Annotated in this window: 18 protein-coding genes, 1 pseudogene and 1 riboswitch; of the genes and pseudogenes, 14 read left to right on the top strand and 5 right to left on the bottom strand. The window is 72.5% G+C overall.

Annotation, left to right across the window (positions count from 1 at the left end; translation table 11 throughout):
- Positions 1 to 111 precede the first annotated feature (111 nt).
- Entirely contained in the window at positions 112 to 3,645 is a 3,534-nt protein-coding gene (mfd, locus tag ACS04_RS25625) for a transcription-repair coupling factor (protein ID WP_048479126.1), read from the top strand.
- Positions 3,646 to 3,699: 54 nt separating this feature from the next.
- Here mfd and ACS04_RS25620 read toward each other — a convergent pair whose 3' ends face one another.
- Positions 3,700 to 4,557: a hypothetical protein gene (locus tag ACS04_RS25620; protein WP_048479125.1), complete on the bottom strand. Its 858-nt coding sequence runs from the start codon at positions 4,555 to 4,557 to the stop codon at positions 3,700 to 3,702.
- A 270-nt stretch (positions 4,558 to 4,827) separates the two neighbouring features.
- Here ACS04_RS25620 and ACS04_RS25615 point away from each other — a divergent pair, with 270 nt between their 5' ends.
- The gene (locus tag ACS04_RS25615; RefSeq protein ID WP_209441775.1) at positions 4,828 to 5,406 is read left to right on the top strand and encodes a hypothetical protein; all 579 of its coding nucleotides are present in this window, start codon (positions 4,828 to 4,830) and stop codon (positions 5,404 to 5,406) included.
- Positions 5,403 to 6,947: a serine/threonine-protein kinase gene (locus tag ACS04_RS25610; protein WP_048479123.1), complete on the top strand. Its 1,545-nt coding sequence runs from the start codon at positions 5,403 to 5,405 to the stop codon at positions 6,945 to 6,947. Before ACS04_RS25615 ends, ACS04_RS25610 begins: the two co-directional genes overlap by 4 nt.
- A gap of 43 nt (positions 6,948 to 6,990) precedes the next feature.
- On the opposite strand, the gene ACS04_RS25605 is transcribed toward ACS04_RS25610, so the two are convergent.
- On the bottom strand, positions 6,991 to 9,435 hold the full coding sequence (locus ACS04_RS25605; protein WP_078865324.1) for a YfhO family protein: 2,445 nt from the start codon (positions 9,433 to 9,435) through the stop codon (positions 6,991 to 6,993).
- A gap of 191 nt (positions 9,436 to 9,626) precedes the next feature.
- Between ACS04_RS25605 and ACS04_RS25600 the strand changes: the two genes are divergently transcribed.
- Positions 9,627 to 10,253 (top strand): SurA N-terminal domain-containing protein, encoded by a 627-nt coding sequence (locus tag ACS04_RS25600; protein WP_048479122.1) that lies wholly within the window; start codon positions 9,627 to 9,629, stop codon positions 10,251 to 10,253.
- A 63-nt stretch (positions 10,254 to 10,316) separates the two neighbouring features.
- Complete coding sequence (locus tag ACS04_RS25595) at positions 10,317 to 11,342, top strand: nucleoside triphosphate pyrophosphohydrolase (protein ID WP_048479159.1); 1,026 nt, start codon at positions 10,317 to 10,319, stop codon at positions 11,340 to 11,342.
- A gap of 34 nt (positions 11,343 to 11,376) precedes the next feature.
- On the opposite strand, the gene ACS04_RS25590 is transcribed toward ACS04_RS25595, so the two are convergent.
- On the bottom strand, positions 11,377 to 12,582 hold the full coding sequence (locus ACS04_RS25590) for a globin domain-containing protein (RefSeq protein ID WP_245236542.1): 1,206 nt from the start codon (positions 12,580 to 12,582) through the stop codon (positions 11,377 to 11,379).
- Positions 12,583 to 12,703: 121 nt separating this feature from the next.
- On the opposite strand from ACS04_RS25590, the gene ACS04_RS25585 reads away from it, so the two are divergent.
- The 7 genes from ACS04_RS25585 (at position 12,704) to ACS04_RS25555 (ending at position 20,116) form a co-directional block, all read left to right on the top strand.
- Positions 12,704 to 14,014 carry a cytochrome P450 family protein gene (locus ACS04_RS25585; protein ID WP_048479120.1) on the top strand — a complete coding sequence of 437 codons (1,311 nt, stop codon included), beginning with the start codon at positions 12,704 to 12,706 and terminating at the stop codon, positions 14,012 to 14,014.
- Between the two features lie 102 nt (positions 14,015 to 14,116).
- The gene (locus tag ACS04_RS25580; RefSeq protein WP_048479119.1) at positions 14,117 to 15,160 is read left to right on the top strand and encodes a LysM peptidoglycan-binding domain-containing protein; all 1,044 of its coding nucleotides are present in this window, start codon (positions 14,117 to 14,119) and stop codon (positions 15,158 to 15,160) included.
- Between the two features lie 282 nt (positions 15,161 to 15,442).
- Positions 15,443 to 15,613, top strand: a riboswitch (cyclic di-AMP (ydaO/yuaA leader).
- Positions 15,614 to 15,615: 2 nt separating this feature from the next.
- Complete coding sequence (locus ACS04_RS25575; RefSeq protein WP_048479118.1) at positions 15,616 to 16,311, top strand: transglycosylase family protein; 696 nt, start codon at positions 15,616 to 15,618, stop codon at positions 16,309 to 16,311.
- Positions 16,312 to 16,600: 289 nt separating this feature from the next.
- Positions 16,601 to 17,887, top strand: coding sequence for a phosphopyruvate hydratase (eno, locus tag ACS04_RS25570; RefSeq protein WP_048479117.1), 1,287 nt, complete (start codon positions 16,601 to 16,603; stop codon positions 17,885 to 17,887).
- A 126-nt stretch (positions 17,888 to 18,013) separates the two neighbouring features.
- Entirely contained in the window at positions 18,014 to 18,502 is a 489-nt protein-coding gene (locus ACS04_RS25565; RefSeq protein WP_048479116.1) for an FtsB family cell division protein, read from the top strand.
- A 103-nt stretch (positions 18,503 to 18,605) separates the two neighbouring features.
- On the top strand, positions 18,606 to 19,154 hold the full coding sequence (locus ACS04_RS25560) for a DUF501 domain-containing protein (protein WP_048479115.1): 549 nt from the start codon (positions 18,606 to 18,608) through the stop codon (positions 19,152 to 19,154).
- Entirely contained in the window at positions 19,151 to 20,116 is a 966-nt protein-coding gene (locus ACS04_RS25555; RefSeq protein ID WP_048479114.1) for a Ppx/GppA phosphatase family protein, read from the top strand. The genes ACS04_RS25560 and ACS04_RS25555 overlap by 4 nt, the downstream gene beginning before the upstream one ends.
- A 3-nt stretch (positions 20,117 to 20,119) precedes the next feature.
- Here the strand turns inward: ACS04_RS25555 and ACS04_RS40310 are convergent.
- A pseudogene (locus ACS04_RS40310) lies at positions 20,120 to 20,200 on the bottom strand (type II toxin-antitoxin system RelE family toxin); the annotation flags it as partial.
- 432 nt (positions 20,201 to 20,632) lie between these two features.
- On the opposite strand from ACS04_RS40310, the gene ACS04_RS25550 reads away from it, so the two are divergent.
- Together ACS04_RS25550 and ACS04_RS25545 are read left to right on the top strand one after the other, a co-directional pair.
- A complete protein-coding gene (locus ACS04_RS25550; protein WP_030865901.1) occupies positions 20,633 to 22,018 on the top strand; it encodes an NAD(P)/FAD-dependent oxidoreductase in 1,386 nt (461 codons plus the stop codon).
- A gap of 192 nt (positions 22,019 to 22,210) precedes the next feature.
- Positions 22,211 to 23,605, top strand: a complete 1,395-nt coding sequence (locus ACS04_RS25545) for an SAM-dependent methyltransferase (protein WP_048479113.1) — start codon at positions 22,211 to 22,213, stop codon at positions 23,603 to 23,605.
- A gap of 87 nt (positions 23,606 to 23,692) precedes the next feature.
- Here ACS04_RS25545 and ACS04_RS25540 read toward each other — a convergent pair whose 3' ends face one another.
- Positions 23,693 to 26,245 (bottom strand): ABC transporter permease, encoded by a 2,553-nt coding sequence (locus tag ACS04_RS25540; RefSeq protein ID WP_048479112.1) that lies wholly within the window; start codon positions 26,243 to 26,245, stop codon positions 23,693 to 23,695.
- Positions 26,246 to 26,274: the final 29 nt, after the last annotated feature.

Raw genomic sequence — 26,274 nt, 5'->3', positions numbered from 1 at the left:
GCTCCATTCCCCCGCGCGGGGGACCCGGGGGCGTCGTAGGGTGGAAGCCCCGGCCCGTGTGACGTGTCGGGTCCTTCGCGTTGCCCCTTCACCGGACGGAAGCCTCCTTTCATGAGCCTGCACGGACTGCTCGACGCCGTCACCCGGGACCCCGCCCTCGCCGAGGCGGTCACCGCGGCCGGGGACGGCAACCGCATGCACGTGGACCTCGTCGGACCCCCGGCCGCACGGCCCTTCGCCATCGCCGCGCTGGCCGCCCGGAGCGGGCGGACCGTGCTCGCGGTCACCGCCACCGGCCGGGAGGCCGAGGACCTGGCCGCCGCGCTGCGCTCCTTCCTGCCGCCCGACGAGGTGGCCGAGTACCCGTCCTGGGAGACCCTTCCGCACGAGCGGCTCTCCCCGCGCAGCGACACCGTGGGCCGGCGCCTCGCCGTACTGCGCCGGCTGGTGCACCCGAGCAAGGACGACCCGGCCGCAGGCCCCGTCTCCGTCGTCGTCGCGCCGATCCGGTCCGTGCTCCAGCCGCAGGTCAAGGGGCTCGGCGACCTGGTCCCGGTGAGCCTTCGGCAAGGCGGGAGCGCCGATCTGGGCGAGGTGACCGAGGCCCTGGCCGCGGCCGCGTACGCCCGCGTCGAGCTCGTCGAGAAGCGCGGCGAGTTCGCCGTGCGCGGCGGCATCCTCGACGTGTTCCCGCCCACCGAGGAACACCCGCTGCGCGTGGAGTTCTGGGGCGACGAGGTCGAGGAGATCCGCTACTTCAAGGTCGCCGACCAGCGCTCCCTGGAGGTCGCCGAGCACGGCCTGTGGGCCCCGCCCTGCCGCGAGCTGCTGCTGACCGACGAGGTGCGGGAGCGGGCCGCGGCCCTCGCCGAGGCCCATCCCGAGCTCGGCGAACTGCTGAACAAGATCGCCGAGGGGATCGCGGTGGAGGGCATGGAGTCCCTCGCGCCGGTCCTCGTCGACGACATGGAACTGCTGATCGACGTCCTGCCGGCCGGGTCCATGGCCGTGGTGTGCGACCCCGAGCGGGTCCGCACCCGGGCCGCCGACCTCGTCGCGACCTCGCAGGAGTTCCTGATGGCCTCCTGGGCCGCGACCGCCGGCGGCGGCCAGGCCCCGATCGACGTCGGCGCGGCCTCGCTGCGGGGGATCGCGGACGTCCGGGACCACGCCCGCGAGCTGGGCATGATGTGGTGGTCGGTCTCCCCCTTCGCGGCGGACGACACGGGCCTGGCCGCGGACACCCTGAAGCTCGGCATGCACGCCCCCGAGGCCTACCGCGGCGACACCGCCCGCGCGCTCGCCGACACCAAGGGCTGGATCGCCGACGGCTGGCACACCGTCTACCTCACCGAGGGCCACGGCCCGGCCGCCCGCACCGTCGAGGTGCTCCGAGGCGAGGGCATCGCGGCCCGCCTGGAGGCGGACCTGGACGTGCTGGAGCCGTCCATCGTCCACGTCACCTGCGGCTCCCTCGACAACGGGTTCGTCGACCCGGCGCTCAAGGTGGCCGTGCTCACCGAGACCGACCTGACCGGCCAGCGCACCGCCGTCAAGGACCTCGGCCGGATGCCGACCCGGCGCCGCAAGTCCATCGACCCCCTCACCCTGGAGGCCGGCGACTACATCGTCCACGAGCAGCACGGCGTCGGCCGCTACGTCGAGATGGTGCAGCGCACCGTCCAGGGCGCCACCCGCGAGTACCTCCTCGTCGAGTACGCCCCCGCCAAGCGCGGCCAGCCCGGCGACCGCCTCTACATCCCCACCGACCAGCTGGAGCAGGTCACCAAGTACGTCGGCGGCGAGGCCCCCACCCTGCACCGGCTCGGCGGCGCCGACTGGACCAAGACCAAGGCGCGCGCCAAGAAGGCGGTCAAGGAGATCGCCGCGGACCTCATCAAGCTCTACAGCGCCCGCATGGCGGCCCCCGGCCACACCTTCGGCCCCGACACCCCCTGGCAGCGCGAGCTGGAGGACGCCTTCCCGTACGCGGAGACCCCCGACCAGCTCACCACCATCGCCGAGGTCAAGGAGGACATGGAGAAGTCCGTCCCCATGGACCGCCTGATCTGCGGCGACGTCGGCTACGGCAAGACCGAGATCGCGGTGCGCGCCGCCTTCAAGGCGGTCCAGGACGGCAAGCAGGTCGCCGTCCTCGTCCCCACCACCCTGCTCGTGCAGCAGCACTTCGGGACCTTCTCCGAGCGCTACAGCCAGTTCCCCGTCAACGTGAAGGCACTGTCGCGCTTCCAGTCCGACACCGAGTCCAAGGCCACCTTGGAGGGGCTGAGGGAGGGCTCGGTGGACATCGTCATCGGTACGCACCGGCTGTTCTCGCAGGAGACCAAGTTCAAGGACCTGGGCCTGGTCATCGTCGACGAGGAGCAGCGCTTCGGCGTCGAGCACAAGGAGCAGCTGAAGAAGCTCCGCGCCAACGTCGACGTGCTGACCATGTCCGCGACCCCCATTCCCCGTACGTTGGAGATGGCGGTCACCGGCATCCGCGAGATGTCGACCATCACCACCCCGCCGGAGGAGCGCCACCCGGTGCTCACCTTCGTCGGCCCGTACGAGGAGAAGCAGATCGGCGCGGCCATCCGGCGCGAACTGCTGCGCGAAGGCCAGTGCTTCTACATCCACAACCGGGTCGAGTCCATCGACCGGGCCGCGGCCAAGCTGCGCGAGATCGTGCCCGAGGCGCGGATCGCGACCGCCCACGGCCAGATGTCCGAACAGGCCCTGGAGCAGGTCGTCGTGGACTTCTGGGAGAAGAAGTTCGACGTGCTCGTCTCGACGACGATCGTCGAGTCCGGCATCGACATCTCCAACGCCAACACCCTCATCGTCGAGCGCGGCGACAACTTCGGCCTCTCCCAGCTCCACCAGCTGCGCGGCCGCGTGGGCCGCGGCCGCGAGCGCGGGTACGCGTACTTCCTCTACCCGCCGGAGAAGCCGCTGACCGAGACCGCGCACGAGCGGCTCGCCACGATCGCCCAGCACACCGAGATGGGCGCGGGCATGTACGTGGCGATGAAGGACCTGGAGATCCGCGGCGCGGGCAACCTGCTCGGCGGCGAGCAGTCCGGCCACATCGCGGGCGTCGGCTTCGACCTCTACATCCGCATGGTCGGCGAGGCCGTGGCCGACTACCGGGCCGCCGTGGAAGGCGGGGTGGAGGAGGAGCCGCCGCTGGAGGTCAAGATCGAGCTGCCGGTCGACGCGCACGTCCCGCACGACTACGCGCCGGGCGAGCGGCTGCGTCTGCAGGCGTACCGCTCGATCGCGTCGGCGAACTCCGAGGCGGACATCAAGGCCGTACGGGAGGAACTCCACGACCGCTACGGCAAGCTGCCGGAGCCGGTGGAGAACCTGCTGCTGGTGGCGGGGCTGCGGATGCTGGCGCGGGCCTGCGGCGTCGGCGACATCACCCTCCAGGGGCCCAACATCCGCTTCGGACCGGTGGAGCTGCGCGAATCGCAGGAGCTGCGCCTGAAGCGCCTCTACCCCGGAACGGTCCTCAAGCCGGCCACCTCGCAGGTGCTGGTCCCGCGGCCGAAGACGGCCCGGGTGGGCGGGAAGCCGCTGGTCGGGCGGGAACTGCTGGCCTGGACCGGGGAGTTCCTCACCACGATCCTCGGCTCGTAGGACGTGCGCGGCCCCGGGACGCTCCTCTCCGGAGCGGCCCGGGGCGGTGCGGGCTCAGACCGATTCGGCCGGGCCGCCGCTGCCCGGCTTGGACAGGTCCAGGACGTCGGCGCCCTCCGGCAGGGCCGTGTGGACGGGCGTGCCGAAGGCGGAGAAGAGCGCCTCCCCGTTCTTGTCGCCCGCGATGGTGGACTTCAGGACGTACGGAGTGCCCTGGGTGGCGATGTAGTCGGTCTCGGTGCCCTCCTTGGCCGCCGTGACGACCGCCAGAGCCTGCTTCCCGTCGATGGTGACCGTCTCGCCCTTGCGGGCCAGCGGGCTGGGCCGGTCGCCGCCGCCCGTCAGCTTGTCCAGATCGCAGACGCGGCCCATCGCGGCGGCCTTGGGGTCCGAGACCGGCATCTTCAGCCAGCGGTCGGCGAGCATCGTGACCATCGCGTCCGTCTGCTTCCCGGGCGTGTGCTTCTTCGCGGCCACGGCCCGCCAGTAGGCGGCGTCTCCCCTGAAGTGCATGAGCTCGGCGGACTTGACGAGGTCCACCTTGCCCATGCCCTCGTAGCGGATCACGCCGTTGCAGCTGCCCTTCTTGTCGAGGGTGAGATCGAAGTCGACCGGGCTGTCGCCATCGTGCATCTTCGCGACGACGCGGGCCGATTCGACCTTGCGCATCGCCTCGTGCGACTGGCTCAGGATCTCGGCGCCCGACAGGTCCGCGAGCATGCCGGTGCCCTTGCCCGTCCCCTTGCCCTTCGCGGCCGGTGCGGGCGTGGCCCCGGCCGACGCCTGCGCGGCGGCGCGGGCCGCCCGGCCGACGTCCGCGGCCTTGCTCCCGCCGACCGGCGCGCAGCCCGTCGTCAGTGCGAGCAAGGCCGTCGTGGTCAGCACCGACACACCGATGCTCCGGCTTCGCATGTGGATTCCCCCCTGGAACAACAACTCGACTGCCGAGGGTAGTCGCCGCCGGTCAGGGCGCGTCCGCGATTTCCGCGCGCCCCCGCCGGGCCGCGTCCGCCCCACGGTGTGCGGCGACCCTGCAACGGTTGCGCACATCCCCTCACTGGCGGCCGGAAACGCTGTATACGCTCAGACCCGAAACTTCGTCGACACGGTCCGTCAGGAGCAGCGATGCACGGCCCCGGCCTCCCGCCGCAGCAAGGCCCCCAGCCCAGTACCGGGGGAGTCGTGGCACTGCGCGTGCTGTTCGCCCTGCTGCCCGTCCTGAGCTGCGGCTTCCTGGGCTGGGCCACGATGCTGCGGCTCGCGGTGGTCACCCGCAAACCCGCCGACTGGTGGCTGCTGGGCCTCAACTGCGTGCTCTCCGTCTCCTGGATCGCCCTGATCGGCGCCGACCCGACGCCCGAGACCAACGGCTGGCAGGGCAACACGGGCGCCTTCGGCATCATCATCACCGGCTTCCTGACCTGCGTGTACTTCCTCGTGGCCGATATCCGGCACCACGCGGCCCGTGCGGCTGCCCCGGCCGCCGCCTGGTACCCGGCGCAGCCCGCGCCGTACGTACCGCAGCAGCAGCCGCAGCGCCCGGCGTACGGCTACCCCCCGGCGCAGCAGCAGACCCCCGTGCCCACGCCCGCCCCCACACCGGCCCCCGCCCCCGGACCGGCCAACCCGCCGCGCATCGGGCAGGTCCGCGCCGAGCTCGACGAGCTGAGCGAACTGCTGCGCAAGCAGACCCCGCACCCGCAGAGCCCCCGCCCGAACCCGGACTCCCCCGGCAACGGCGCCGAGGGCCCGGCGCGATGACGGACGACGACCGGATCATCGGCGAGCGCTACCGCCTGGCCTCCGTCCTGGGGCAGGGCGGCATGGGCCAGGTCTGGACGGCGTACGACCAGCGGCTGGACCGCCGCGTCGCCGTCAAGCTGCTGCGCCCCGACAAGGTGGCGGGCCCCGGCTCCGTCGCCGACGAGCTGCGCCGCCGCTTCGTACGCGAATGCCGGGTCACGGCGCAGGTGGACCACCCGGGCCTGGTCACCGTCCACGACGCGGGCAGCGACGGCGACGAGCTGTTCCTCGTCATGGGCCACGTCGAGGGCACCGACCTGGCCGACCACCTCGCGCAGCACGATCCGTACCCCTGGCCGTGGGCCGTCGCCGTGGTCGCGCAGCTGTGCGGGGTGCTGTCGGCCGTGCACGCGGTGCCGATCGTGCACCGCGACCTGAAGCCGCGCAATGTGATGGTCCGCCCGGACGGCACCGTCCTGGTCCTCGACCTCGGCGTCGCCTCGGTGATGGACACCGACACCACCCGCCTCACCAGCACCGGCACCCCGATCGGCAGCCCCGCGTACATGGCGCCCGAGCAGGCGATGGGCGGGGCCGTCGGCCCGTACACCGACCTGTACGCCCTCGGCGTGCTGCTGTACGAACTCCTCAGCGGCAACGTCCCGTTCGCCGGGTCCACCGCCCTCGGCGTCCTGCACCGCCACCTGTACGAGCCCCCCGTCCCGGTGCGCCGGCTGCGCCCGGAGGTCCCGCACCATCTGGAGGCGGTCCTGCTGCACCTGCTGGCGAAGGACCCGCAGGACCGGCCGGCCTCCGCGCAGCACGTGTACGAGGCCCTCGCCCCGCTGCTGCCCAAGCAGGGCACACCGGCGGCCACGCTCGACCCGACCCGCCCCTTCCTGCGCCCGCACGCCCCCTGGCCGGACCGCGCCGCCACCATCCCGCCGCAGCCGACGACGCCGCCCACGCCGCCCACGCCGCAGACCCCGCAGACTCCGCAGACCCCGCCCAAGCCGGACATCCCGGCCGCGGTGGACGAGGCCCGCAGCCTCCTGGAACAGGGCCTCCTCACCCAGGCCGTGGACATCCTCGGCGGCATCCTGCCGGCCGCCGAGGCGGAGCACGGCGCGCACTCCACGGTGGTCCGCTCGCTGCGCAAGCAGTACGCGGCCACGCTGATGGACGACGGCCAGTACCGCCGGGCCCTGCCCGAACTGCGGCGCCTCGCCGACGAGTTCCCGGCCGGAGACCCCCAGTCCCTGCGCTTTCGCTACGACGCGGCGCAGTGCCTGGAGCAGCTGGACGCGCCGGGGGCGGCGCTGGCCGAGTACCGCTCACTGCTCCCGCTGTTCGAGAACCACTACGCGAACCCGGACCCGGGGCTCCCGCTGGAGGTCCGGCGGCGGATAGCGCACCTGCTGCTCTCCCTGGGCGAGCGGCCGGCCGCCCACGACACCCTGGCCCGCCTGCTGTTCGACGCGGACCGCATCCACGGTCCGAACCACCCCTTCTCCACGGAGGTCCGCCGCACCCTGCACTGGCTCGGCCAGGTCCGCTGAGCCCGCCGCGGCCCGGGCCCCGGCCACCTCGGGCCCCGGCCGCTCAGGCACCGTCCGCCCCGGCCCCGGCCGGGGCGAACTCCACGGGTGCCCCGGCCTCCGCGCCGTCCGGGATGCCGCCGCGGCCGGTCCGCCGCCCGCGGCGGCGCTCCGCAAGGAGCAGCCCGGCCAGCACCAGCAGGGCCGCGCCCGCGACCGCCGCGCCCGGGGCGAGCCCCGGAGGACGGAACGAGCAGGAGAGCGTGGTGGTGCCGGGGGCCAGCGGGACGGAGACCAGGCCCAGGTAGGGCGTGGCCGGCCGGCCGTTGCAGCTCCAGCCCGCGATCGCCGGGGAGGAGAGGACGGCGGTGCCCGTGGTGCCCGGGGGCAGCGTGGCGCTGACCGTCGAGGAGCCGACCCGCAGCCCCGTGGGAGCCGATGCCCGCAGCGCGGCCACCGCCGGCTCCAGGCGGGCGCGGTCCAGGCAGGACAGGACCCAGCGGGGCGGCGCGGAGGCGTCGAAGACCAGTGCCGAGGAGGCCCCGCGGGAGGTGCCCAGCGGCTGGAGGGCCGCCCGGTTGCGCGGCGCGTTGCCGTTCAGCCGGAAGGCGCGGCCGTCCGCGAGGCGGGCCGTCGCGTTGTACTCCGGGGCCCACAGGTAAGCCTCGGTGCCCGCGCGGCACACCCCCGGCGCGACGGGGTCCTCGTACACCTCGGCGCCCAGCAGCAGCTCCTGGTTGGCGAACGGGGGGCCGTCGAAAGGTCCGTACGAGGGCGCGGGACCCGCCGGGCGGATCGTGACCAGCGGGGGGACGGCCTGCGCGCGGCCGATCGTGCCGTCGGGCCGCAGACGCGCGCCGACCGCGAAGAGCGCGTCCGTCACCGGGTTGTCGATGCTCTGCACGTTGCGCCCGCGCGAGGTCCAGCCCGCGCCGAGTGCCACCATCGTCCGCGTGAACACGTCCGGGGTGTGGCTGCTGTAGTAGGCGCCGCCCTCCCCGCCCAGCAGCAGCGGGTCGTTGCCCGTCAGCGCCGGCCGGCCCGGGTCCGTGCGGTAGGCGGGCCAGCCCTCGGCGCCGGCCAGGGCCTCGGAGCGCGCGGCGTGCGCCGCGCCCCAGGAGGGGTAGTCGTCCAGGCCGCCGAGCTTGCCCTGGTGCCCGAACGCCGTGGTCGCGGCCGCCTGCCCGATCAGTACGAGCGCCAGCACCCCGGCCGCCGGAAGGACCGGCCCGCGACGGCGCAGGGACCACCAGGCCGCCGCGGCCAGTGCCAGGCCGCCGCAGAAGAGCCCGAGGCCCCAGGCCGTCGCCAGCCTGCTGCCGGCGGCCGCCGCGGCCGCCGCGGCCAGCACCGCGGCCCCCGCCGCCAGCTCCCGGAGCCGGGGCGGCCCGGCCGCCAGCCCGGTCCACGCGGCGATCACGGCCACCCCGGCCAGCACGAACGTCTGCCGGTACGGGCTGCCGTTCGGGGTCGCGAAGACGTGCCAGGCCAGATGCGTGGGCGTCCACTGGAAGGAGAGCAGCACCGCGGCCGTCAGCCCCGCCCAGCACAGTCGGGTGCGCGCCGGCACCGCCCTCTGGAACGGCAGGGCGGCCACCAGCAGCAGCGTCCCCGTGCCGACGAAGAGCGCAGGCGAGGAGAACGAGTACGTCGCCGGCAGGATCCGCGCGAACAGGTCGGGCCAGGGCACCGGTTCGAACTGCCGCGACCACCCCGGGTAGGCCTGCTGCGAGCTCAGGAAGAGGGGGATCAGCACCGGCGCGGACAGCGCGATGCCCAGCAGGGTCGTCAGGGCGCCGCGGACGAGTACGGCCGACCGCTCCCGCACGCCCTCGCGCGTCAGCACCACCCGTACCAGGAGCACCAGGGCCGCGCCCAGCGTCGCCATGTAGGCCGTGTAGAAGTTTGCCGTCCAGGACACCGCCACCACCGAGGCGGCGAGGGCGGTCCGGCGCCCGCGCAGGGCCCATTCCCCCGTCAGGCACAGCAGCGGGAAGGCGATCAGCCCGTCCAGCCACATCGGGTTGTACGAGGCCTCGATCACCGACCAGCCGCACAGCGCGTACGAGGCCCCCAGCAGGCCCGCCGCCCACCAAGGCCCGCGGCGCTGCGTGCGCAGCAGCCAGGCCATGGCCGCCGCGGCCGCCGCCATCTTCACTACTGTGACCACGTACACGGCGAGGTCGATGTCCTCGCGCGGGAAGAGGGCGACGAGCACCGCGAAGGGGCTGGAGAGGTAGGTGCCGAAGTCCGGCAGGAAGCTGGTGCCGAAGCCGGACTGCCAGTTGAGCAGCAGCCCGCCCCGCGCGCGCCCGTGCAGCAGGTCCCACAGATGGGCGTGGAAGGGGACGAACTGGTTGCCGAGGTCGTTGATGCTGCGGTGGCGGTGCCCGTACGGGAAGACGCGGGCGACCGCGTCCCCCGCGCAGACGGCAACCACCGTGATCAGGGCGGCGAGGGCCGAGCCGCGCAGGCTCAGGCGGCGCGGCGAGCGGTGCGGTGTCGACATGGTGGGCCGACCCTTGCACCACCGGTGGACCGGAGGGTGGCCGCGCGGTGACCGTGACATCAACAGATGCGCACCCCAACACCTCGCGAATCGTTGGTCGAACCAGTGGCTCGGATCACTCGGACTGCATACCATCGATCACCGCACGGCCTTGTGCCCCGACGCACAATCTCCCGGCCCTGGAGGCTCCTTTGCACCGTCGCACTGCGCTCTCCGTCTCCGCCGCCCTGCTCGCGGCGGCCCCCCTGCTGTCCGCCTGCTCGGGCCAGGCCCGGCCCGGCACCGCGGCCGTCGTCGGCGGCGAACGCATCACCACCTCCGCGCTCCAGGCCCAGGTGGGCGATGTCCGCGCCGCGCAGAACCGGACCGGGTCCACCGCGGCCCAGCTGATCCAGTCCTCGCCCGGCCTGGAGCGGGTCAAGCTCAACAAGATGATCCAGACGATCGTGCTGGAGCGGGCCGCCGAGGACGCGGGGGTGAGCGTCAGCGAGAAGGAGGTCCAGGACTTCCGCAAGGCCCAGCTGCAGCAGGCGGGCGGGGCCGAGAAGCTGACCGCCGCCGCCCTGGAGCAGGCCCAGCTCGCGCCCGGGCAGCTCGACGCCGACGCCCGCTTCAAGCTGCTGCGCGACAAGCTCTTCGACCACTACGGCAGCCAGGACAAGGCCGTCGAGAAGCTGGCGTCCGCCGCGAAGACCCTGCACATCGAGGTGAACCCGCGCTACGGCGTCTGGGACGCGCGGCAGATCGTGCTCGGCGACCAGGACACCCCCTGGATCGTCCAGCGGACCCGGCCCGAGCAGGCCCCCGCCGGCGCCTGAGCCGTCCGGGGGAGGAGGTAGGTTCGGAGGGTGACCGACCACACCGCCGAACCCGCCCCCGCCGTGTCCGCCCCGGCCGGACCCGCGCCGTCCGGACCCGCCGGTGCCGCGGGCGCCGGTGCCGGGGCCGCCGGCCGGATCGTCCTGCTGACCGCGAGCCACCGGGTCGCCCCCGGCCTGCTGTCCTGGCCGGCCTGGCAGACCCTGCACGCCGCGGACCGGGTGCTGTGCGCCGACCCGGGCCACCCGCAGCTGCCGTACCTGCGCGAGGCGGGCGTCGAGGTCGCGCACGAGGCCCCCGACGCGCGCGCCCTCGTCGAGGAGTGCGCCGGCGGCCGCACGGTCGTGGTGATCCCGTCCGGCGAGGGCGACCGGCTGCTCACCGACGGGCTGGCCCGGCTCGCGGGCTCCGGCCGCGTCGACATGCCCGACCTCGAACTGCTGCCCGGCTCGTACGACCTGCCCGGCGCCCGCCTGCTCGACCTGGTCCAGGTGATGGACCGGGTCCGCCGGGAATGCCCCTGGACCTCGCGCCAGACCCACGAGGGACTCGTCAAGTACGCCATGGAGGAGGCGTACGAACTCGTCGAGGCCATCGAGGACGGCGACCGGGAGGCGCTGCGCGAGGAGCTCGGCGACGTACTCCTGCAAGTGGTCTTCCACGCCCGGATCGCCGAGGAGCACGGCGACGAGCCGTTCTCCATCGACGACGTGGCCGGCGGCCTCGTCGAGAAGCTGATCCACCGGCACCCGCACGTCTTCGGGGACGCGGACGCGCAGACCCCGGAGGACGTCAGCGCCCACTGGCAGCGCACCAAGGCGGTCGAGAAGCAGCGGGAGTCGCTCACCGACGGGATCCCCCTGGGCCAGCCCGCCCTCGCGCTCGCGGCCAAGCTGGCCGGGCGGGTCCGTACGGGCGGCGTGGCCGTGGAACTGCCCCGCGGCGAGGGCATCGGATACGAGCTGCTGGAACTGGCGCGGCGCGCCGAGGCGGCGGGCGTCGACCCCGAGACCGCGCTGCGCGCGGCGGCCCGCGCCTACCGCGACGCGATCCGCGCCGCCGAGGGCGTCGGGAGCGTCGGGGAGTAGGGGAGTAGCGGGGGACTGCGGGGGCGGAGACCTCTCAGCGGGGCGCGCGGCCCGACGGGTCGTGCCAGTGCGGATCGGGGCGGGCGAGGAACCACTCGCCGAAGCCCAGGGGCCGGCCGCCCGGGCCGTGGCCGGTGCCCGCGGCGGGCACCGGGTCGTGGAAGATCCTGCCCGGCAGGGCGCCCAGCTCCTTCAGCACCTGCACGGTCTGCTCGACGAACGGCGGCGGCCCGCTGAGGTACACGTCCTGCTCGGGCCACATGGCCCGGTGGCCGAGCGCGGTCGCGAGCCGCCCGGTGGCCTGGTCGCGGTGGAGCCCGGGGGCGGGCGTGATGTAGGTGACGCCGAGCCGGCCGATGGCGGCGGCGTACTCGTCGATCAGCGGGCGGTCGTACAGGTGCGCGGCGTCCCGGGCGACCACGAAGAGCCGTACGTCCTGATCGGGAGGGCGCCCGGCGAGTTCCTCCACCATGGCCCGGATCGGCGCCCAGCCGGTGCCCGCCGCGATGAGGGTGACGGGCCGGTCGGTGCGGCGGAAGGTCAGCCGCCCTCCGGCCGCGCCGAGCCGCAGCACCTCCCCGGGCCGCACCTCGCGCACCAGGGCGGTGCTGAGCCGGCCGCCCTCGATACGGCTGACGTGCAGGTCGAGGGTGCCGTCCGGGCGCGGGGCGTTCCCGATGGAGTAGGTGCGCCAGGTCCTCGGGACCCGGGCGCAGCTCACGCTCGCGTACTGGCCGGGCAGGTGGGGGAAGGGGGCGTGCGGGCGCAGGGTCAGCACCCCTATGTCCCGCCCGTACTGGAGGTGGCGCACGATCTCGGCGTCCCACCAGGGCGGGTCCTCGCAGGCGGCGGCCCCGGCCATCATGGCGTCGGCGATCACCTGGTACGCCTCGGCCCAGGCCTTCTCCACGGTCGGGGTCCAGGCCTCGCCGCAGGTGCGGGCGAGGGCGGCGAGCAGGGAGGCGCCGAGGGCCGCGTAGTGCTCGGGACCGGCGAGGAACTTGCGGTGGTCGCGGCCGAGGTCGTGGAGATAGGGGAGCAGGCTCTCGTCGCCGAGGCGGCCGACCACGTGGGTCAGCGCGGCGAAGAGCCGGTCGCGCTGGCGCTCCATGTCCGCGGGGGAGGCCGGGAAGAGCTCGCGGATCCCGGGGTGGTGCCAGAAGAGGTGGGAGTAGAAGTACTTGACCGCGTGCTCGGCCCTTCTCTCCACCACCGCGAAGCTGCTCTTCAAGATCCTCACATCCACAAGACCGAAAGTAGGAACGCCCGGCAACGCGAGGTCAAGCGTCGGCGGATCTACGGACAGCCGCGGCGAACCACCCATATGGGATGGCGGTGGGCGGGCGGGATACGGTCAGCGGGTGCATGAGCCGACCCCCGCAGCCTCCGAAGCCCCCGCAGCCTCCGCAGCCCCCGCGGTCCCCGAGGGCGGCGCTCCTCCCCAGGGTCCGACCCTGTTCGACTGGGAGTTCGCCACCGATCCGTACCCGGCGTACGCCTGGCTGCGCGAGCACTCCCCGGTGCACCGCACCAAGCTGCCGAGCGGCGTGGAGGCGTGGCTGGTCACGCGGTACGCCGACGCCCGCCAGGCTCTCGCCGACCAGCGGCTCAGCAAGAACCCGGCGCACCACGCGGAGCCCGCGCACGCCAAGGGCAAGACCGGCATCCCGGGGGAGCGCAAGGCGGAGCTGATGACGCACCTGCTGAACATCGACCCGCCGGACCACACGCGGCTGCGGCGGCTCGTGTCGAAGGCGTTCACCCCGCGCAGGGTGGCCGAGTTCACCCCGCGGGTGCAGGAGCTGACCGACCACCTCATCGAGCAGTTCGCGAGCCGGGGTGAAGCGGACCTCATCCACGAGTTCGCCTTCCCGCTCCCCATCTACGCCATCTGCGAGATGCTCGGCGTACCGCGCGAGGACCAGGACGACTTCCGCGACTGGGCCGGGATGATGATCCGGCACGGCGGCGGCCCGCGCGGCGGGGTCGCCCGCTCCGTGAAGCAGATGCGGACCTACCTCGGTGAACTCATCCACCGCAAACGGGATGATCTGGGCAATGACCTGATTTCGGACCTGATCCGCGCGAGCGACCACGGTGACCACCTGACGGAGGCCGAGGCCACCGCGATGGCCTTCATCCTCCTGTTCGCCGGATTCGAGACGACCGTGAACCTCATCGGGAACGGCGTCCACTCCCTCTTCATGAACCCCGACCAGCGCACCCGCCTCCAGGACTCCCTCGCCGCCGGCGAGAGCGCCCTGCTGGAGAGCGGCATCGAGGAACTGCTGCGCTACGACGGCCCCGTGGAGCTGGCCACCTGGCGGTTCGCCACCGAGCCGCTGACCCTCGGCGGTCAGGAGGTCGCGGCGGGCGATCCGGTGCTCGTCGTCCTCGCCGCGGCCGACCGCGACCCCGAGCGGTTCGCCGATCCGGACACCCTCGACCTCTCCCGCACCGACAACCAGCACCTCGGGTACGGGCACGGGATCCACTACTGCCTGGGTGCTCCGCTCGCACGACTTGAAGGACAGACGGCGCTTGCGACTTTGCTGACGCGTCTGCCGGATCTGGAACTCGCTGTTCCGCCCAACGAGCTTCGTTGGCGCGGCGGTCTGATCATGCGTGGCCTGCGCACTCTTCCCGTCAAGTTCACAGCCCGAAACCCCTGAACCCTCTTTGACCGGAAGTCAGCGCCCGTCAAGAGTTGTTACTCGCATGCCAAGAACGCTAGGTTCTGCCGTTACCCAGCCGTTATGCGAAAGGTGCAGCTCATGCGTTCCGGGAACGGCCGCCACAGACGCCCCCGCCAGGTACCCGCCATAGTCGTCACCGCCGGGGTCACCGGTTCCGCGTTGGCCCTGCCCCTGCTCGCCGCCACCGGCGCGAGCGCGGCCGAGGCCGCCACGTGGGACACGGTCGCCGAGTGCGAGAGCGGCGGCTCCTGGAGTGCGAACTCCGGCAGCGGGTCCTACGGCGGACTCTCGTTCACGCAGGAGCAGTGGAACGCCGCGGGCGGCCGGGAGTTCGCCGAGCGCCCCGACCTCGCGAGCCGCTCGCAGCAGATAGCCGTCGCCGAGCGCGTACTGGGCGCCCAGGGCCCCGAGGCCTTCGGGCACTGCTCGCAGGCGGCCGGACTGACCCGGCAGGGCCCCGCGGCCGCCGTGGATCCGGGCCTGCCCGGCACCCTCGGCCCGATCGCCACGAGCCCCTCGCGCCCCGACGAGTCGGTCCCGGCCGGCGGCTCCGGCGCGAAGCCGCAGGACTTCGGCGCCCCGACCCCCACCCCGACCCCGGTCTTCACGCTGCCGCCGGCGCCGCTCGCGCCGAACAGCGGACTGCCCGTCATGCCCGAACCGGACGCGCCGTCCACCTCGCCGAGCGCCCCGGTGCTCCCCGGCGACCCGACGACGGCCCCCGGCACCCCCACGGCGCCCACCGACCCCGCGGCCCCACCGACGGGCACCCCGACCGCGCCCGGCAGCCCAGACCCGACCGCTCCGGTCACCCCGGCCGACCCGAGCGCCCCTGCCGCCCCCTCGGCCCCGGCCGTCCCGGGTGCCACGACCGACCCGGCCGGCATCCCGGACCCCTCCGGCACCGGTAAGCACCGTGGTACGCCCGCCCTTGAGGTGCCCGCCGCCTCCGGCGCGGCGTCGGACCCCTCGTACACGGTCCAGGCGGGCGACAGTCTGGCGACCATCGCTTCTGCCAAGGGAGTCAAGGGCGGCTGGAACGCGCTCTACCAGGCCAACGAGCAGGTCATCGGCGAGGACGCCGATCTGATCAAGCCCGGCCAGAATCTGGATCTAAGTTAGAAATAGCGGCACTTCGGACACCCGTAAAAAGCTGAATGTCCGTTATCTGCAAGTGAGACATGTGTCTCTTCCGGTCAACTGGCGTGTCCCGTCCGGAGCCTTCCGCAAACCCCGCCCTCACCTGCGCAAACGCCCGCAAGGAGGGTGCAAGTAGGGCCCGTTTCTCCCCGGTGGTCCTCGTTGAACATCGGGGAGAGACCTGTCTACCTTCTGAGTCGCCCGCCACCGCGGGCTCCTTCGACCGCATCGCCGAATCCTGCCGGCGGACGGAGGGAACAGTCGTCGCGTCAAGCGCCGAAGGCAGGAGCGGGGGAACCAAGGTAGGCGCCGGGACCGGCCGTTGAGAGACGGCCAGGGAACGGCTAGGGGTTAAGTCGTGCGCCACGTCGCACGGCCGGGCACTCATCAGCCCGAACCCGACAGCTCACCTCGTAGGCGTCGGTGAGGAGAACTCCATGCTGATTTCCGGCAAGGGCAAGCACCGTCGCGCCGGCAAGGCCGCCCGCATCGTCACGCTCGCCGGTGTCGCCGGTGTCGCCGTCGCCGCCCCCCTGATGGCGGCCGGCTCGGCCTCCGCCGCCACCGCGTCCCAGTGGGACGCCGTCGCGAGCTGCGAGTCCGGCGGCAACTGGTCCATCAACACGGGCAACGGCTACTACGGCGGCCTGCAGTTCTCGTCTTCCACGTGGGCCGCGTACGGCGGCAAGTCGTACGCCGCGCAGGCCAACCAGGCCTCCAAGTCGCAGCAGATAGCCATCGCCGAGAAGGTCCTCAAGGGCCAGGGCAAGGGCGCCTGGCCGGTCTGCGGCAAGGGCCTCTCCAGCTCCGCCTACAACGGTGGTGGCGCGAGCGACACCCCGAAGAAGACGGAGACGAAGACCGAGACCAAGAAGACCCAGCCGAAGAAGACCGAGCCGAAGAAGGAGACCACGCGCGAGAACTCCGCGCCGGTCACCCGCTCGGAGCGCGCCGAGGCCCCCGTCGTGAAGACCGGCAACGGCTCGTACGAGGTCAAGTCGGGCGACACCCTGGGCACCATCGCCGAGGCCAACGGCGTCAAGGGCGGCTGGGAGAAGGTGTTCGAGCTCAACAAGGACATCGTCTCGGACGCCGACCTCATCTTCCCGGGCCAGATGCTGAAGCTCAGCTGAATCCCGCAGTGACGACCGCGGCCGCCCGAGCGGCGCCGCGGCAGCCCGACCGCCCGGCGCGTCTTCCCCTCACGCGCCGGGCGGCGGCGTGTGCGCCGCCGGTCAGGGGCCCTGTGTGCCGACAGTCAGGTGCCCCTATGTACCGGAAGGCGGGTATTCGGGCCCTTTTTCGTCCCAGGGGGCGGGCGGTCGGCCGGCCGAGCGCCCGGAGGCGGTTAGGCTCTAGTCGGCGGGGCCGTCCCACGGCCCGACAAGCCACCGCACACCCAGCGTCACATCCCAGAAGGAGATGCTCGTGCCGTCCATCGACGTCGTCGTAGCCCGGGAAATCCTGGACTCCCGAGGCAACCCCACGGTCGAGGTCGAGGTGGGCCTCGACGATGGCAGCACCGGCCGTGCTGCAGTTCCGTCCGGCGCCTCCACCGGTGCCTTCGAGGCCATTGAGCTCCGCGACGGTGACCCCAACCGCTACATGGGCAAGGGTGTCGAGAAGGCCGTCCTCGCGGTCATCGAGCAGATCGGCCCGGAGCTCGTCGGCTACGACGCCACCGAGCAGCGCCTGATCGACCAGGCCATGTTCGACCTGGACGCCACCGACAACAAGGGCTCGCTCGGCGCCAACGCCATCCTCGGCGTCTCCCTCGCCGTCGCGCACGCCGCGTCCGAGGCCTCGGACCTCCCGCTCTTCCGCTACCTCGGCGGCCCGAACGCGCACCTGCTGCCCGTTCCGATGATGAACATCCTCAACGGCGGTTCGCACGCCGACTCCAACGTGGACATCCAGGAGTTCATGATCGCGCCCATCGGCGCGGAGTCCTTCTCCGAGGCGCTGCGCTGGGGTGCCGAGGTCTACCACACCCTCAAGAAGGTCCTGCACACCAAGGGCCTCTCCACCGGCCTGGGCGACGAGGGCGGCTTCGCCCCGAACCTGGAGTCCAACCGCGCCGCGCTCGACCTCATCGTCGAGGCCATCAAGCAGGCCGGCTACGTCCCGGGCAAGGACATCGCGCTCGCGCTCGACGTCGCCGCGTCCGAGTTCTACAAGGACGGCAAGTACGAGTTCGAGGGCCAGTCCCGCTCGGCCGCCGAGATGACCGAGTACTACGAGGAGCTCGTCTCCGCGTACCCGCTCGTCTCCATCGAGGACCCGCTGTACGAGGACGACTGGGCCGGCTGGAAGACCATCACCGACCGCATCGGCTCCAAGGTCCAGATCGTCGGCGACGACCTCTTCGTGACCAACCCGGAGCGGCTGGCCCGCGGCATCGAGGAGGGCTCCGCGAACGCCCTGCTCGTGAAGGTGAACCAGATCGGTTCGCTGACCGAGACCCTCGACGCCGTCGAGATGGCCCAGCGCAACGGCTTCAAGTGCATGATGTCGCACCGCTCCGGCGAGACCGAGGACGTCACCATCGCCGACCTCGCCGTCGCCGTGAACTGCGGCCAGATCAAGACCGGCGCCCCGGCCCGCTCGGACCGCGTCGCCAAGTACAACCAGCTGCTGCGCATCGAGGAGATCCTCGACGACGCCGCCGTGTACGCGGGCCGCTCCGCCTTCCCGCGCTTCAAGGGCTAATCACGGCAGCCCTCCGGGGCTGGCCTCCGTACGTCCCCGCACTCGGTCCCGTACCGTGTGCGGGGACGTATTGCGTGGCGCGTACCGCGCACCCAGCAACAGAGGGACACAGGGGAGGCGGGATCAATGGCCGGGAACCGGGATCGGTTCTCCACCTTCTCCACCGCGACCAGGCTCAAGCAGCTCGGTGAGCGGACCGCCGCCCACGTCTACCGCTCGCAGACGCGCCGTCAGGTCCGCCGCAGCCGGCTCACCGGGCGCGCCGCGCTCCTGGTGCTGGTCCTCTGTACGCTGGTCGTCGCCCTCGCGTATCCGATGCGCCAGTACGTCTCCCAGCGCTCGGAGATCGCGGAGCAGCGGCGGGCCGCCGAGGCCGCGAGCCGGCGCCTCGAACGCCTCCGCGACGAGAAGGCCCGCTGGCAGGACAACGCGTACGCCGAGCAGCAGGCGCGCAAGCACCTGCACTTCGTCCGCCCGGGCGAGATCAGCTACATCATGACCGACCCCGGGGCCGGGGCCGCCGAGCGGCACCGCACCGGAGCGGCCGGTTCCGACCGGCCCTGGTACTCGAACGTCTGGGACGGGGTCGACAAGGCCGACCGCCCCGGCGAGTGACCGGTACCGCACGACACGGCAGCACGCGTACGACCCGCCCGACCCCGCACCACCCGCACCACCGCACCACCCACCCACTCAACCGAAGAGACTTCCTCCAGGCATGCAGACGCCCCCGCCCCAGACCGACCGGACCGAGCCGACCGACGCGGACATCGACGCGTTCCAGCAGCAGCTCGGCCGCCCGCCGCGCGGGCTGCGCGCCATCGCCCACCGCTGCCCCTGCGGTCAGCCGGACGTGGTGGAGACCGCCCCGCGCCTCCCCGACGGCACGCCCTTCCCGACGCTGTACTACCTCACCTGCCCGCGCGCGGCCTCCGCGATCGGCACGCTGGAGGCCAACGGCGTGATGAAGGAGATGCAGGCCCGGCTCGCCGAGGACCCCGAGCTCGCCGCCGCCTACCAGGCCGCGCACGAGGACTACATCCGGCGCCGCGACGCCATCGAGGTGCTCCAGGGCTTCCCGAGCGCCGGCGGGATGCCGGACCGGGTGAAGTGCCTGCACGTGCTGGTCGGTCACTCGCTGGCCGCCGGGCCGGGCGTGAACCCGTTCGGCGACGAGGCGCTGGCGATGCTGCCCGAGTGGTGGGCGAAGGGCGCCTGCGTGACGCCGTGCGCCCAGAAGGCGGAGCAGAAGGAGTCGCAGGCGTGACCCGCGTCGCCGCCATCGACTGCGGTACCAACTCCATCCGCCTGCTCGTCGCGGACTGCACGGTGTCCGACAGCGCCTCCGGCGCCGGCGCCGCCGGCGAGCTGGTGGAGCTGGACCGGCGGATGACGATCGTCCGCCTGGGCCAGGGCGTGGACAAGACGGGCCGGCTGGCCCCGGAGGCGCTGGAGCGCACCTTCGCGGCCTGCCGCGAGTACGCGGCGGTCATCGAGGAGCTGGGCGCGGAGCGCGTGCGCTTCGTGGCGACCTCGGCATCGCGCGACGCCGAGAACCGCGAGGAGTTCGTCCAGGGGGTCCTGGCCATCCTGGGCGTCGAGCCCGAGGTGATCTCCGGCGACCAGGAGGCGGAGTTCTCCTTCCTCGGCGCCACCAAGGAGCTGACGGGCGCCACCGACATGGAGAAGCCCTTCCTGGTGGTGGACATCGGCGGCGGCTCGACCGAGTTCGTGGTCGGCGAGGAGCACGTACGGGCGGCCCGCTCGGTCGACGTGGGCTGCGTCCGGATGACCGAGCGCCACCTGGTGGTGGACGGCGTGGTCACCGACCCGCCGACCGCGGAGCAGGTCGCCGCCATGCGGGCCGACATCGAGGCGGCGCTGGACCTGGTCGGGCAGACGGTCCCGCTGACCGAGGCGCGCACCCTGGTGGGCCTGGCGGGCTCGGTGACCACGGTCGCCGGGATCGCCCTCGGGCTGCCGGAGTACGACTCCTCCGCGATCCACCACGCCCGCGTCCCGTACGAGCGGGTCCGCGAGATCACCGAGCGGATGCTGACCTCGACCCACGCCGAGCGCGCGGCCATCCCGGTCCTGCACCCGGGCCGGGTGGACGTGATCGGCGCGGGCACCCTGGTCCTGCTCGCCGTCATGGAGCGCACCGGCGCCCGCGAGGTCGTCGTCTCGGAGCACGACATCCTCGACGGCATCGCCTGGTCCATCGCCTGACCGGACGTCGCGACGGGCGCCGACCTTGACGACGAGGATGACGAGCTCGCCGTCCAGCACCTGACAGGCGATCCGGTTGCTACCGGACATCGCCTGACCGGCGGCGGGGTGTTTCGAAGGTCGCCGAGGGTGCTTACGGAGGGCTTACGCGGGTCCTGGGTCCCCTCCTCCAGGGAAAGTTCGTGAAGTTCTTCACAAGGAAAAGAGGCCTGATGGGCCGCAAGCACGTCTCTTCGGGGTGCTCGGCGGGTCATCAGGCCTCTTCCGTCCGAGCGTTCGTGCGAAATGAGGGCCCTGCCCGAGCCCGTCGGTAGGTATCCACCAACCCGGTGGTCTACTCCGCTCGCGGGCTTGGAGGCCAGTTCAGGACGGGTGAACAACGAGTCCCGCGCCACACTGGTTCCCATGGCGCGCCATGACCTCCGTCACGTGAGCCGCGCAGTGTAGCAGAGGCCCTCCGGCACCTTGTGAAGGGGCTCACGAGCGTCACCCCTTGGGGTGCTGGATACTCGTTCCATGAGCACCACGGAGCGTCCCAGGATCCTCGTTGTAGGAGGTGGGTACGTAGGCCTGTACGCGGCCAAGCGGATCATGAAGAAGATGCGCTACGGCGAGGCGACCGTCACGGTCGTCGACCCCCGGTCGTACATGACCTACCAGCCCTTCCTCCCCGAAGTGGCCGCAGGCAGCATCTCGCCTCGGCACGTCGTCGTCCCGCTGCGACGCGTGCTGCCCAAGGCAGAGGTTCTCACCGGCCGGGTCACCAGCATCGACCAGGACCGCAAGGTCGCCGTCGTCACGCCGCTGGTCGGCGAGGCGTACGAGCTGCCTTTCGACTACCTGGTGATCGCGCTCGGCGCCGTCTCCCGCACCTTCCCGATCCCCGGCCTCGCCGAACAGGGCATCGGCATGAAGGGCGTCGAAGAGGGCATCGGCCTGCGCAACCACGTCCTCGAGCAGCTCGACAAGGCCGAGTCCACGACGGACGAGAACGTCCGCCGCAAGGCCCTCACCTTCGTCTTCGTCGGCGGCGGCTTCGCCGGTGCCGAGACGATCGGCGAGGTCGAGGACATGGCCCGCGACGCCGCGAAGTACTACACCACGATCAAGCGCGAGGACATGCGCTTCATCCTGGTGGACGCGGCCGACAAGATCCTCCCCGAGGTCGGGCCCAAGCTCGGCACCTGGGGCAAGGAGCACCTCGAGTCCCGCGGCATCGAGATCTACCTCAACACCTCGATGGACTCCTGCGTGGACGGCCACGTGGTGCTGAAGAACGGCCTCGAGGTCGACTCCGACACGCTCGTGTGGACAGCCGGCGTCAAGCCGAACCCGGTGCTGGCCCGCTACGGCCTGCCGCTGGGCCCGCGCGGCCACGTCGACACCGCTCCGACCCTCCAGGTCCAGGGCACCGACTACATCTGGGCCGCCGGCGACAACGCCCAGGTCCCGGACGTGGCCGCCCGCAAGGCCGGCGTCGAGAACGCCTGGTGCCCGCCGAACGCCCAGCACGCGCTGCGCCAGGCCAAGGTCCTCGGCGACAACGTCATCTCGGGCATGCGGGGCTTCCCGCAGGCCGAGTACTCGCACTCCAACAAGGGTGCGGTGGCGGGCCTCGGCCTCCACAAGGGCGTCGCGATGATCGTCATGGGCAAGACGAAGATCAAGCTCAAGGGCCGGCTCGCCTGGTACATGCACCGTGGCTACCACGGCATGGCCATGCCGACCTGGAACCGCAAGATCCGCGTCTTCGCCGACTGGACCCTCGCCATGTTCCTCAAGCGCGAGGTCGTCTCCCTCGGTGCGCTGGAGACCCCGCGCGAGGAGTTCTACGAGGCCGCCAAGCCGGCGCCGGCTCCGGCCGCCGCCGCCGCACCGGCCGCGAAGGCCAAGGCCTCCTGACCCGGGCCTGACCGGCAACTCCTGCAGTACGTCCCGAAGGGGCCGCCCGCCATCCGTGGTGCGGGCGGCCCCTTCGGCGTGCCCTCCCGGCCCGACCCGCCGCCCTCGTAGGCCTGTTCGGGGTGTCGTCCGATTGAGCGCTGCCCGAAGTGGGTAGGCCGTCCGGTCGGATCATTACTGGAGGTGCCTACGATGACCGATGCCGCGCCGCGGCTGGCCGCTCTCGCCGAAACCCTGCTGGGCGCCCCCCTGCCCGTCCGGATTCGTGCCTGGGACGGCAGCGAGGCCGGACCGCCCACCGGACCGACGCTGGTGCTGACCAACCGCCGCGCCCTGCGCCGCGTGCTGTGGCGGCCGGGTGAACTGGGCCTGGCCCGCGCCTGGGTCGCCGGGGACCTGACCGTGGAGGGCGACCTCTTCGACATGCTGGACCGGGTGGCCGGGCTGCTCTGGGAGCGCGGGTCCGCCCCCGCCCCCGAGACCCGGCCGGCGCTGCGCCGCTCCGGCCTCGGCAAGCTCGGCGCCCTGAGTTCCCATCTGCCGCAGCTGCCGGACCGGACCGCGGGCGCGGCCCAGACCGCCGCGCTGCTGCGCGACCCCGAGGCCCGGGCCGCCCTGCGCGAGCTGCTCGCGCTGGCCCGGCCCTGGCCGGCGCCCGCGCCGCCGCCCGAGGAGGCGCCGGGCCGCCGCAGCGGCCCGGCGCACAGCAAGAGCCGCGACAAGCAGGCGATCAGTCACCACTACGACGTCGGCAACGAGTTCTACGAGCATGTCCTGGGTCCCTCGATGGTGTACTCCTGCGCCTACTGGAACCCCGGCTCCACCCTGGAGGAGGCCCAGCGCGACAAGCTCGACCTGGTCTGCCGCAAGCTGGGCCTGCGGCCGGGGCAGCGGCTCCTCGACGTCGGCTGCGGCTGGGGCTCCATGGCCCTGCACGCCGCCCGGGAGTACGGGGTGCACGTCACCGGCGTCACCCTCTCGCGCGAGCAGGCCGCCTACGCCCGCAAGCGGGCCGCGGAGGAGGGCCTGGCCGACCGGGTCGACATCCGGATCCAGGACTACCGGGACGTCAAGGACGGCCCGTACGACGCCATTTCGTCCATCGGCATGGCCGAGCACGTCGGCGCCGCGCGCTACCGCGACTACGCCGGGGACCTGTACGCTCTGCTGGCCCCCGGCGGACGGCTGCTGAACCACCAGATCGGCCGCCCGCCGGAGCCGGACGAAGAGGCCTACCGCATCGACGAGTTCATCGACGCGTACGTCTTCCCCGACGGGGAGCTCTCCCCGCTGGGCACGACGGTGGGCGAGCTGGAGCGGGCCGGGTTCGAGGTCCGCGACGTGGAGGCGCTGCGCGAGCACTACGCCCTGACCCTGCGGGCGTGGGTGGCGCGGCTGGAGGAGCACTGGGACGCGGCCGTACGGCTGACCTCGCCGGGCCGGGCCCGGGTCTGGCGGCTGTACATGGCGGCCTCGGCGCTGGGCTTCGAGCGCGGCCGGCTCGGGGTCAACCAGGTCCTCGCGGTGAAGCCCGCGGCGGCCGGCCGCTCGGGGCTGCCGCTGAGGCTGCGCACCTGGGGCGCGTAGCCCCGTACGTACGGGAAGGGCCCCGGGGGGCGTGCCCCGGGGCCCTTCCGTGTCCCTGCCGTCGTACCGCCGCGGAACCCGCCGTGCCTACTCGGTCTTGATGGCGGTCAGCATGTTCAGCCGGGCCGCGCTGCGGGCGGGCCACATGGCCGCCAGGACGCCGACCACGCCGGCCAGGAGGAGGAAGATGCCGATCCGCTCCCAGGGGAGGACCAGGGCGTAGTTCGGGATCCCCTTGGCGATGGTGGTGCCCACCGCCCAGGCGAGGAAGACGCCGATGGCCACGCCGAGCACCGCTCCGAAGAGCGAGATGACCACGGCCTCCAGGCGGATCATGTTCTTGACGCGGCCGCGGTCGAGGCCGATCGCCCGCAGCATGCCGATCTCCCGGGTCCGTTCGAAGACGGACATCGCCAGGGTGTTGACCACGCCGAGCACGGAGATGATCAGCGCCATGCCGAGCAGCCCGTACATGATGTTCAGCATCGTGTTGATCATGCCGCCCATCTCGTTGCGCACGTCCTGCTGGGTGGCGACCTTCATGGCCGGGTTCTTGCCGAGGGCGTCGACGACCCGCTGCTGCGCGGCCTTCGAGGCGCCGCCGGCGGTGTTGACGTACACCTCGCGGATGTACTGGTCCTCGGTGTGCGCGCCGAGGATCTTGTTGTCGAGGACGTACGGGGAGAGCAGGCCCTCCAGGTCCTTGTAGACGGCGCCGACCTTGAGGGCGCCCTTCTCGCCGTCGTCGTACTGGACCTGGAGCGTGGAGCCGACGGAGAGGTTCTGCTTCTTGGCCGTGCTCTCGGCGACGGCCACCTCGCCCTTGGCGAGGCTGTCCAGCGAGCCGCCGAGGGTCTCGATGTTCAGCATCTGGCCGATGGCGGCCGGGTTGACGCCGGAGGCGGAGCGGTAGCTTTCGCCGACCTTGAAGTAGCCGTCGGCCTGCGGGGAGACGGCCTTGATGCCGGGGGCCTTGGCCAGGGCGTCGACGACCGACTTGTCCAGGCTCATGCCCTCGGCGGCCATGGAGACCTTGTAGTCGGCCTTCAGCTTGTCCGTGCTCATCCGGTCGATGGCCTGGCCCAGGGTGATGCCGAGCACCGACAGGGTGGTCACGAGGGTCAGGCCGATCGCCAGGGAGGCGGCGGTGACGGCGGTGCGGCGCGGGTTGCGTACGGCGTTCTGCGCGGCGAGCTTGCCGGGGATGCCGAACAGCTTCTGCAGCGCGGGGCGGACCACCCCGATGACCGGCTTGGAGAGCAGGGGCAGCACCACGATCAGGCCGACGAGCATGAAGAACGCGCCTGCGGCGAGGATCAGGCGACCGGTGTCGCCGCCCTGGTTCACCCCGAGCAGGACCAGGCCGATGCCCGAAAGGCTGGTGAGCGAGCCGAGGACGTTGCGTACGGCCAGCGACTTCGCGGTGGCCGGCAGGTGGGCGCTGCCCATGGCGGCGACCGGGGCGATCCGGCCGGTGCGCCAGGCCGGCAGCAGGGCGGCCAGCGTGGTGACGAGGACGCCGATGACCACGGCCGCGACGACGGTGGCCGGGGCGATCACCAGGTCGCCCGCCGGGAGCTTGGCGCCGAAGGCCTCGATCGCGGAGCGCATCGCGACGGCCAGGCCGGTGCCGGCGGCGAGGCCGACGACGGCGGAGAAGACGCCGACGACCAGCGCCTCGGTGAGGACCGAGCGCATGACCTGGCCGCGGTTGGCGCCGACGGCGCGCAGCAGGGCCAGCTCCTTGGTGCGCTGGGTGACCAGCATGGTGAAGGTGTTGTAGATCAGGAAGATGCCGACGAAGAGCGCGATGCCGGCGAACGCGAGCAGCATCTGGTTCATGTTGGACATGCCCCGCTCGACGTCCTTCGCCTGTTCGGCGGCGAGGGCGGCGCCGGTCTGGGCCTTGGTGTGCTCGGCGTCGAGCAGCGGCTTGATCTCGCCGAGCAGCTGGTCGGGGGAGGTTCCCGCCTTGGCGGCGACCGACAGCTCCTGGTAGAAGCCGGGCTTGAGGTACAGCTCCTGGGCGACGGCGGTGTCGAAGAGGACCAGGCTGCCGCCGGCGCTGACCGCGCCGTCCTCGGTGGTGAAGACGCCGGAGAGGGTGTACTCCTTCACGGGGCCGTTGGTGGCGACGCGGACCTTGTCGCCGACCTTGTACCTGCCGGTGCCGGCGGTCGCCTTGTCGAGGGCGATCTGGTCGGCCTTGACCGGGCCGGTGCCTTCGGTGAAGGCGTAGCGCGGGTCCTTGCCGTCCTTGACGGGGGCGTAGTTGGAGCCCTTGTTGGACCAGCCGGAGCCGATCAGCTCGCCCTTCTCGTCGCCGACGCCGGCGAAGCCGGACACGCGGCCGGAGACGGAGTCGACGCCGCCCAGGGCCTTGACCTTGTCGAGGGTCTGCTGGCTGAGGCCGGCCTCGCCCTCCTTCTGGCCGTTCTCGCCGCGGGTCGGGCCGTAGGAGGTCACGGAGACGGCGACACCCTCGTAGCCCTTGGCGGACTGGCTGGAGAGGGCTTTGCTGAGGGTGTCGGTGAAGACGAGGGTGCCGGAGACGAAGGCGACGCCGAGGACGACGGCGAGCACCGTCATCAGCAGCCTGGCCTTGTGCGCGAGCACGTTGCGCAGGGCGGTACGGAACATGGTGGAGGAGTCCAGGTGGTAAGGGGTCA

The sequence above is a fragment of the Streptomyces roseus genome (genome assembly GCF_001044425.1).
Taxonomy (GTDB): Bacteria; Actinomycetota; Actinomycetes; order Streptomycetales; family Streptomycetaceae; genus Streptomyces; species Streptomyces roseus.
The sequence above is the reverse complement of the archived record's forward strand: the minus strand, read 5'-3'. Positions and strand labels throughout refer to the sequence as shown.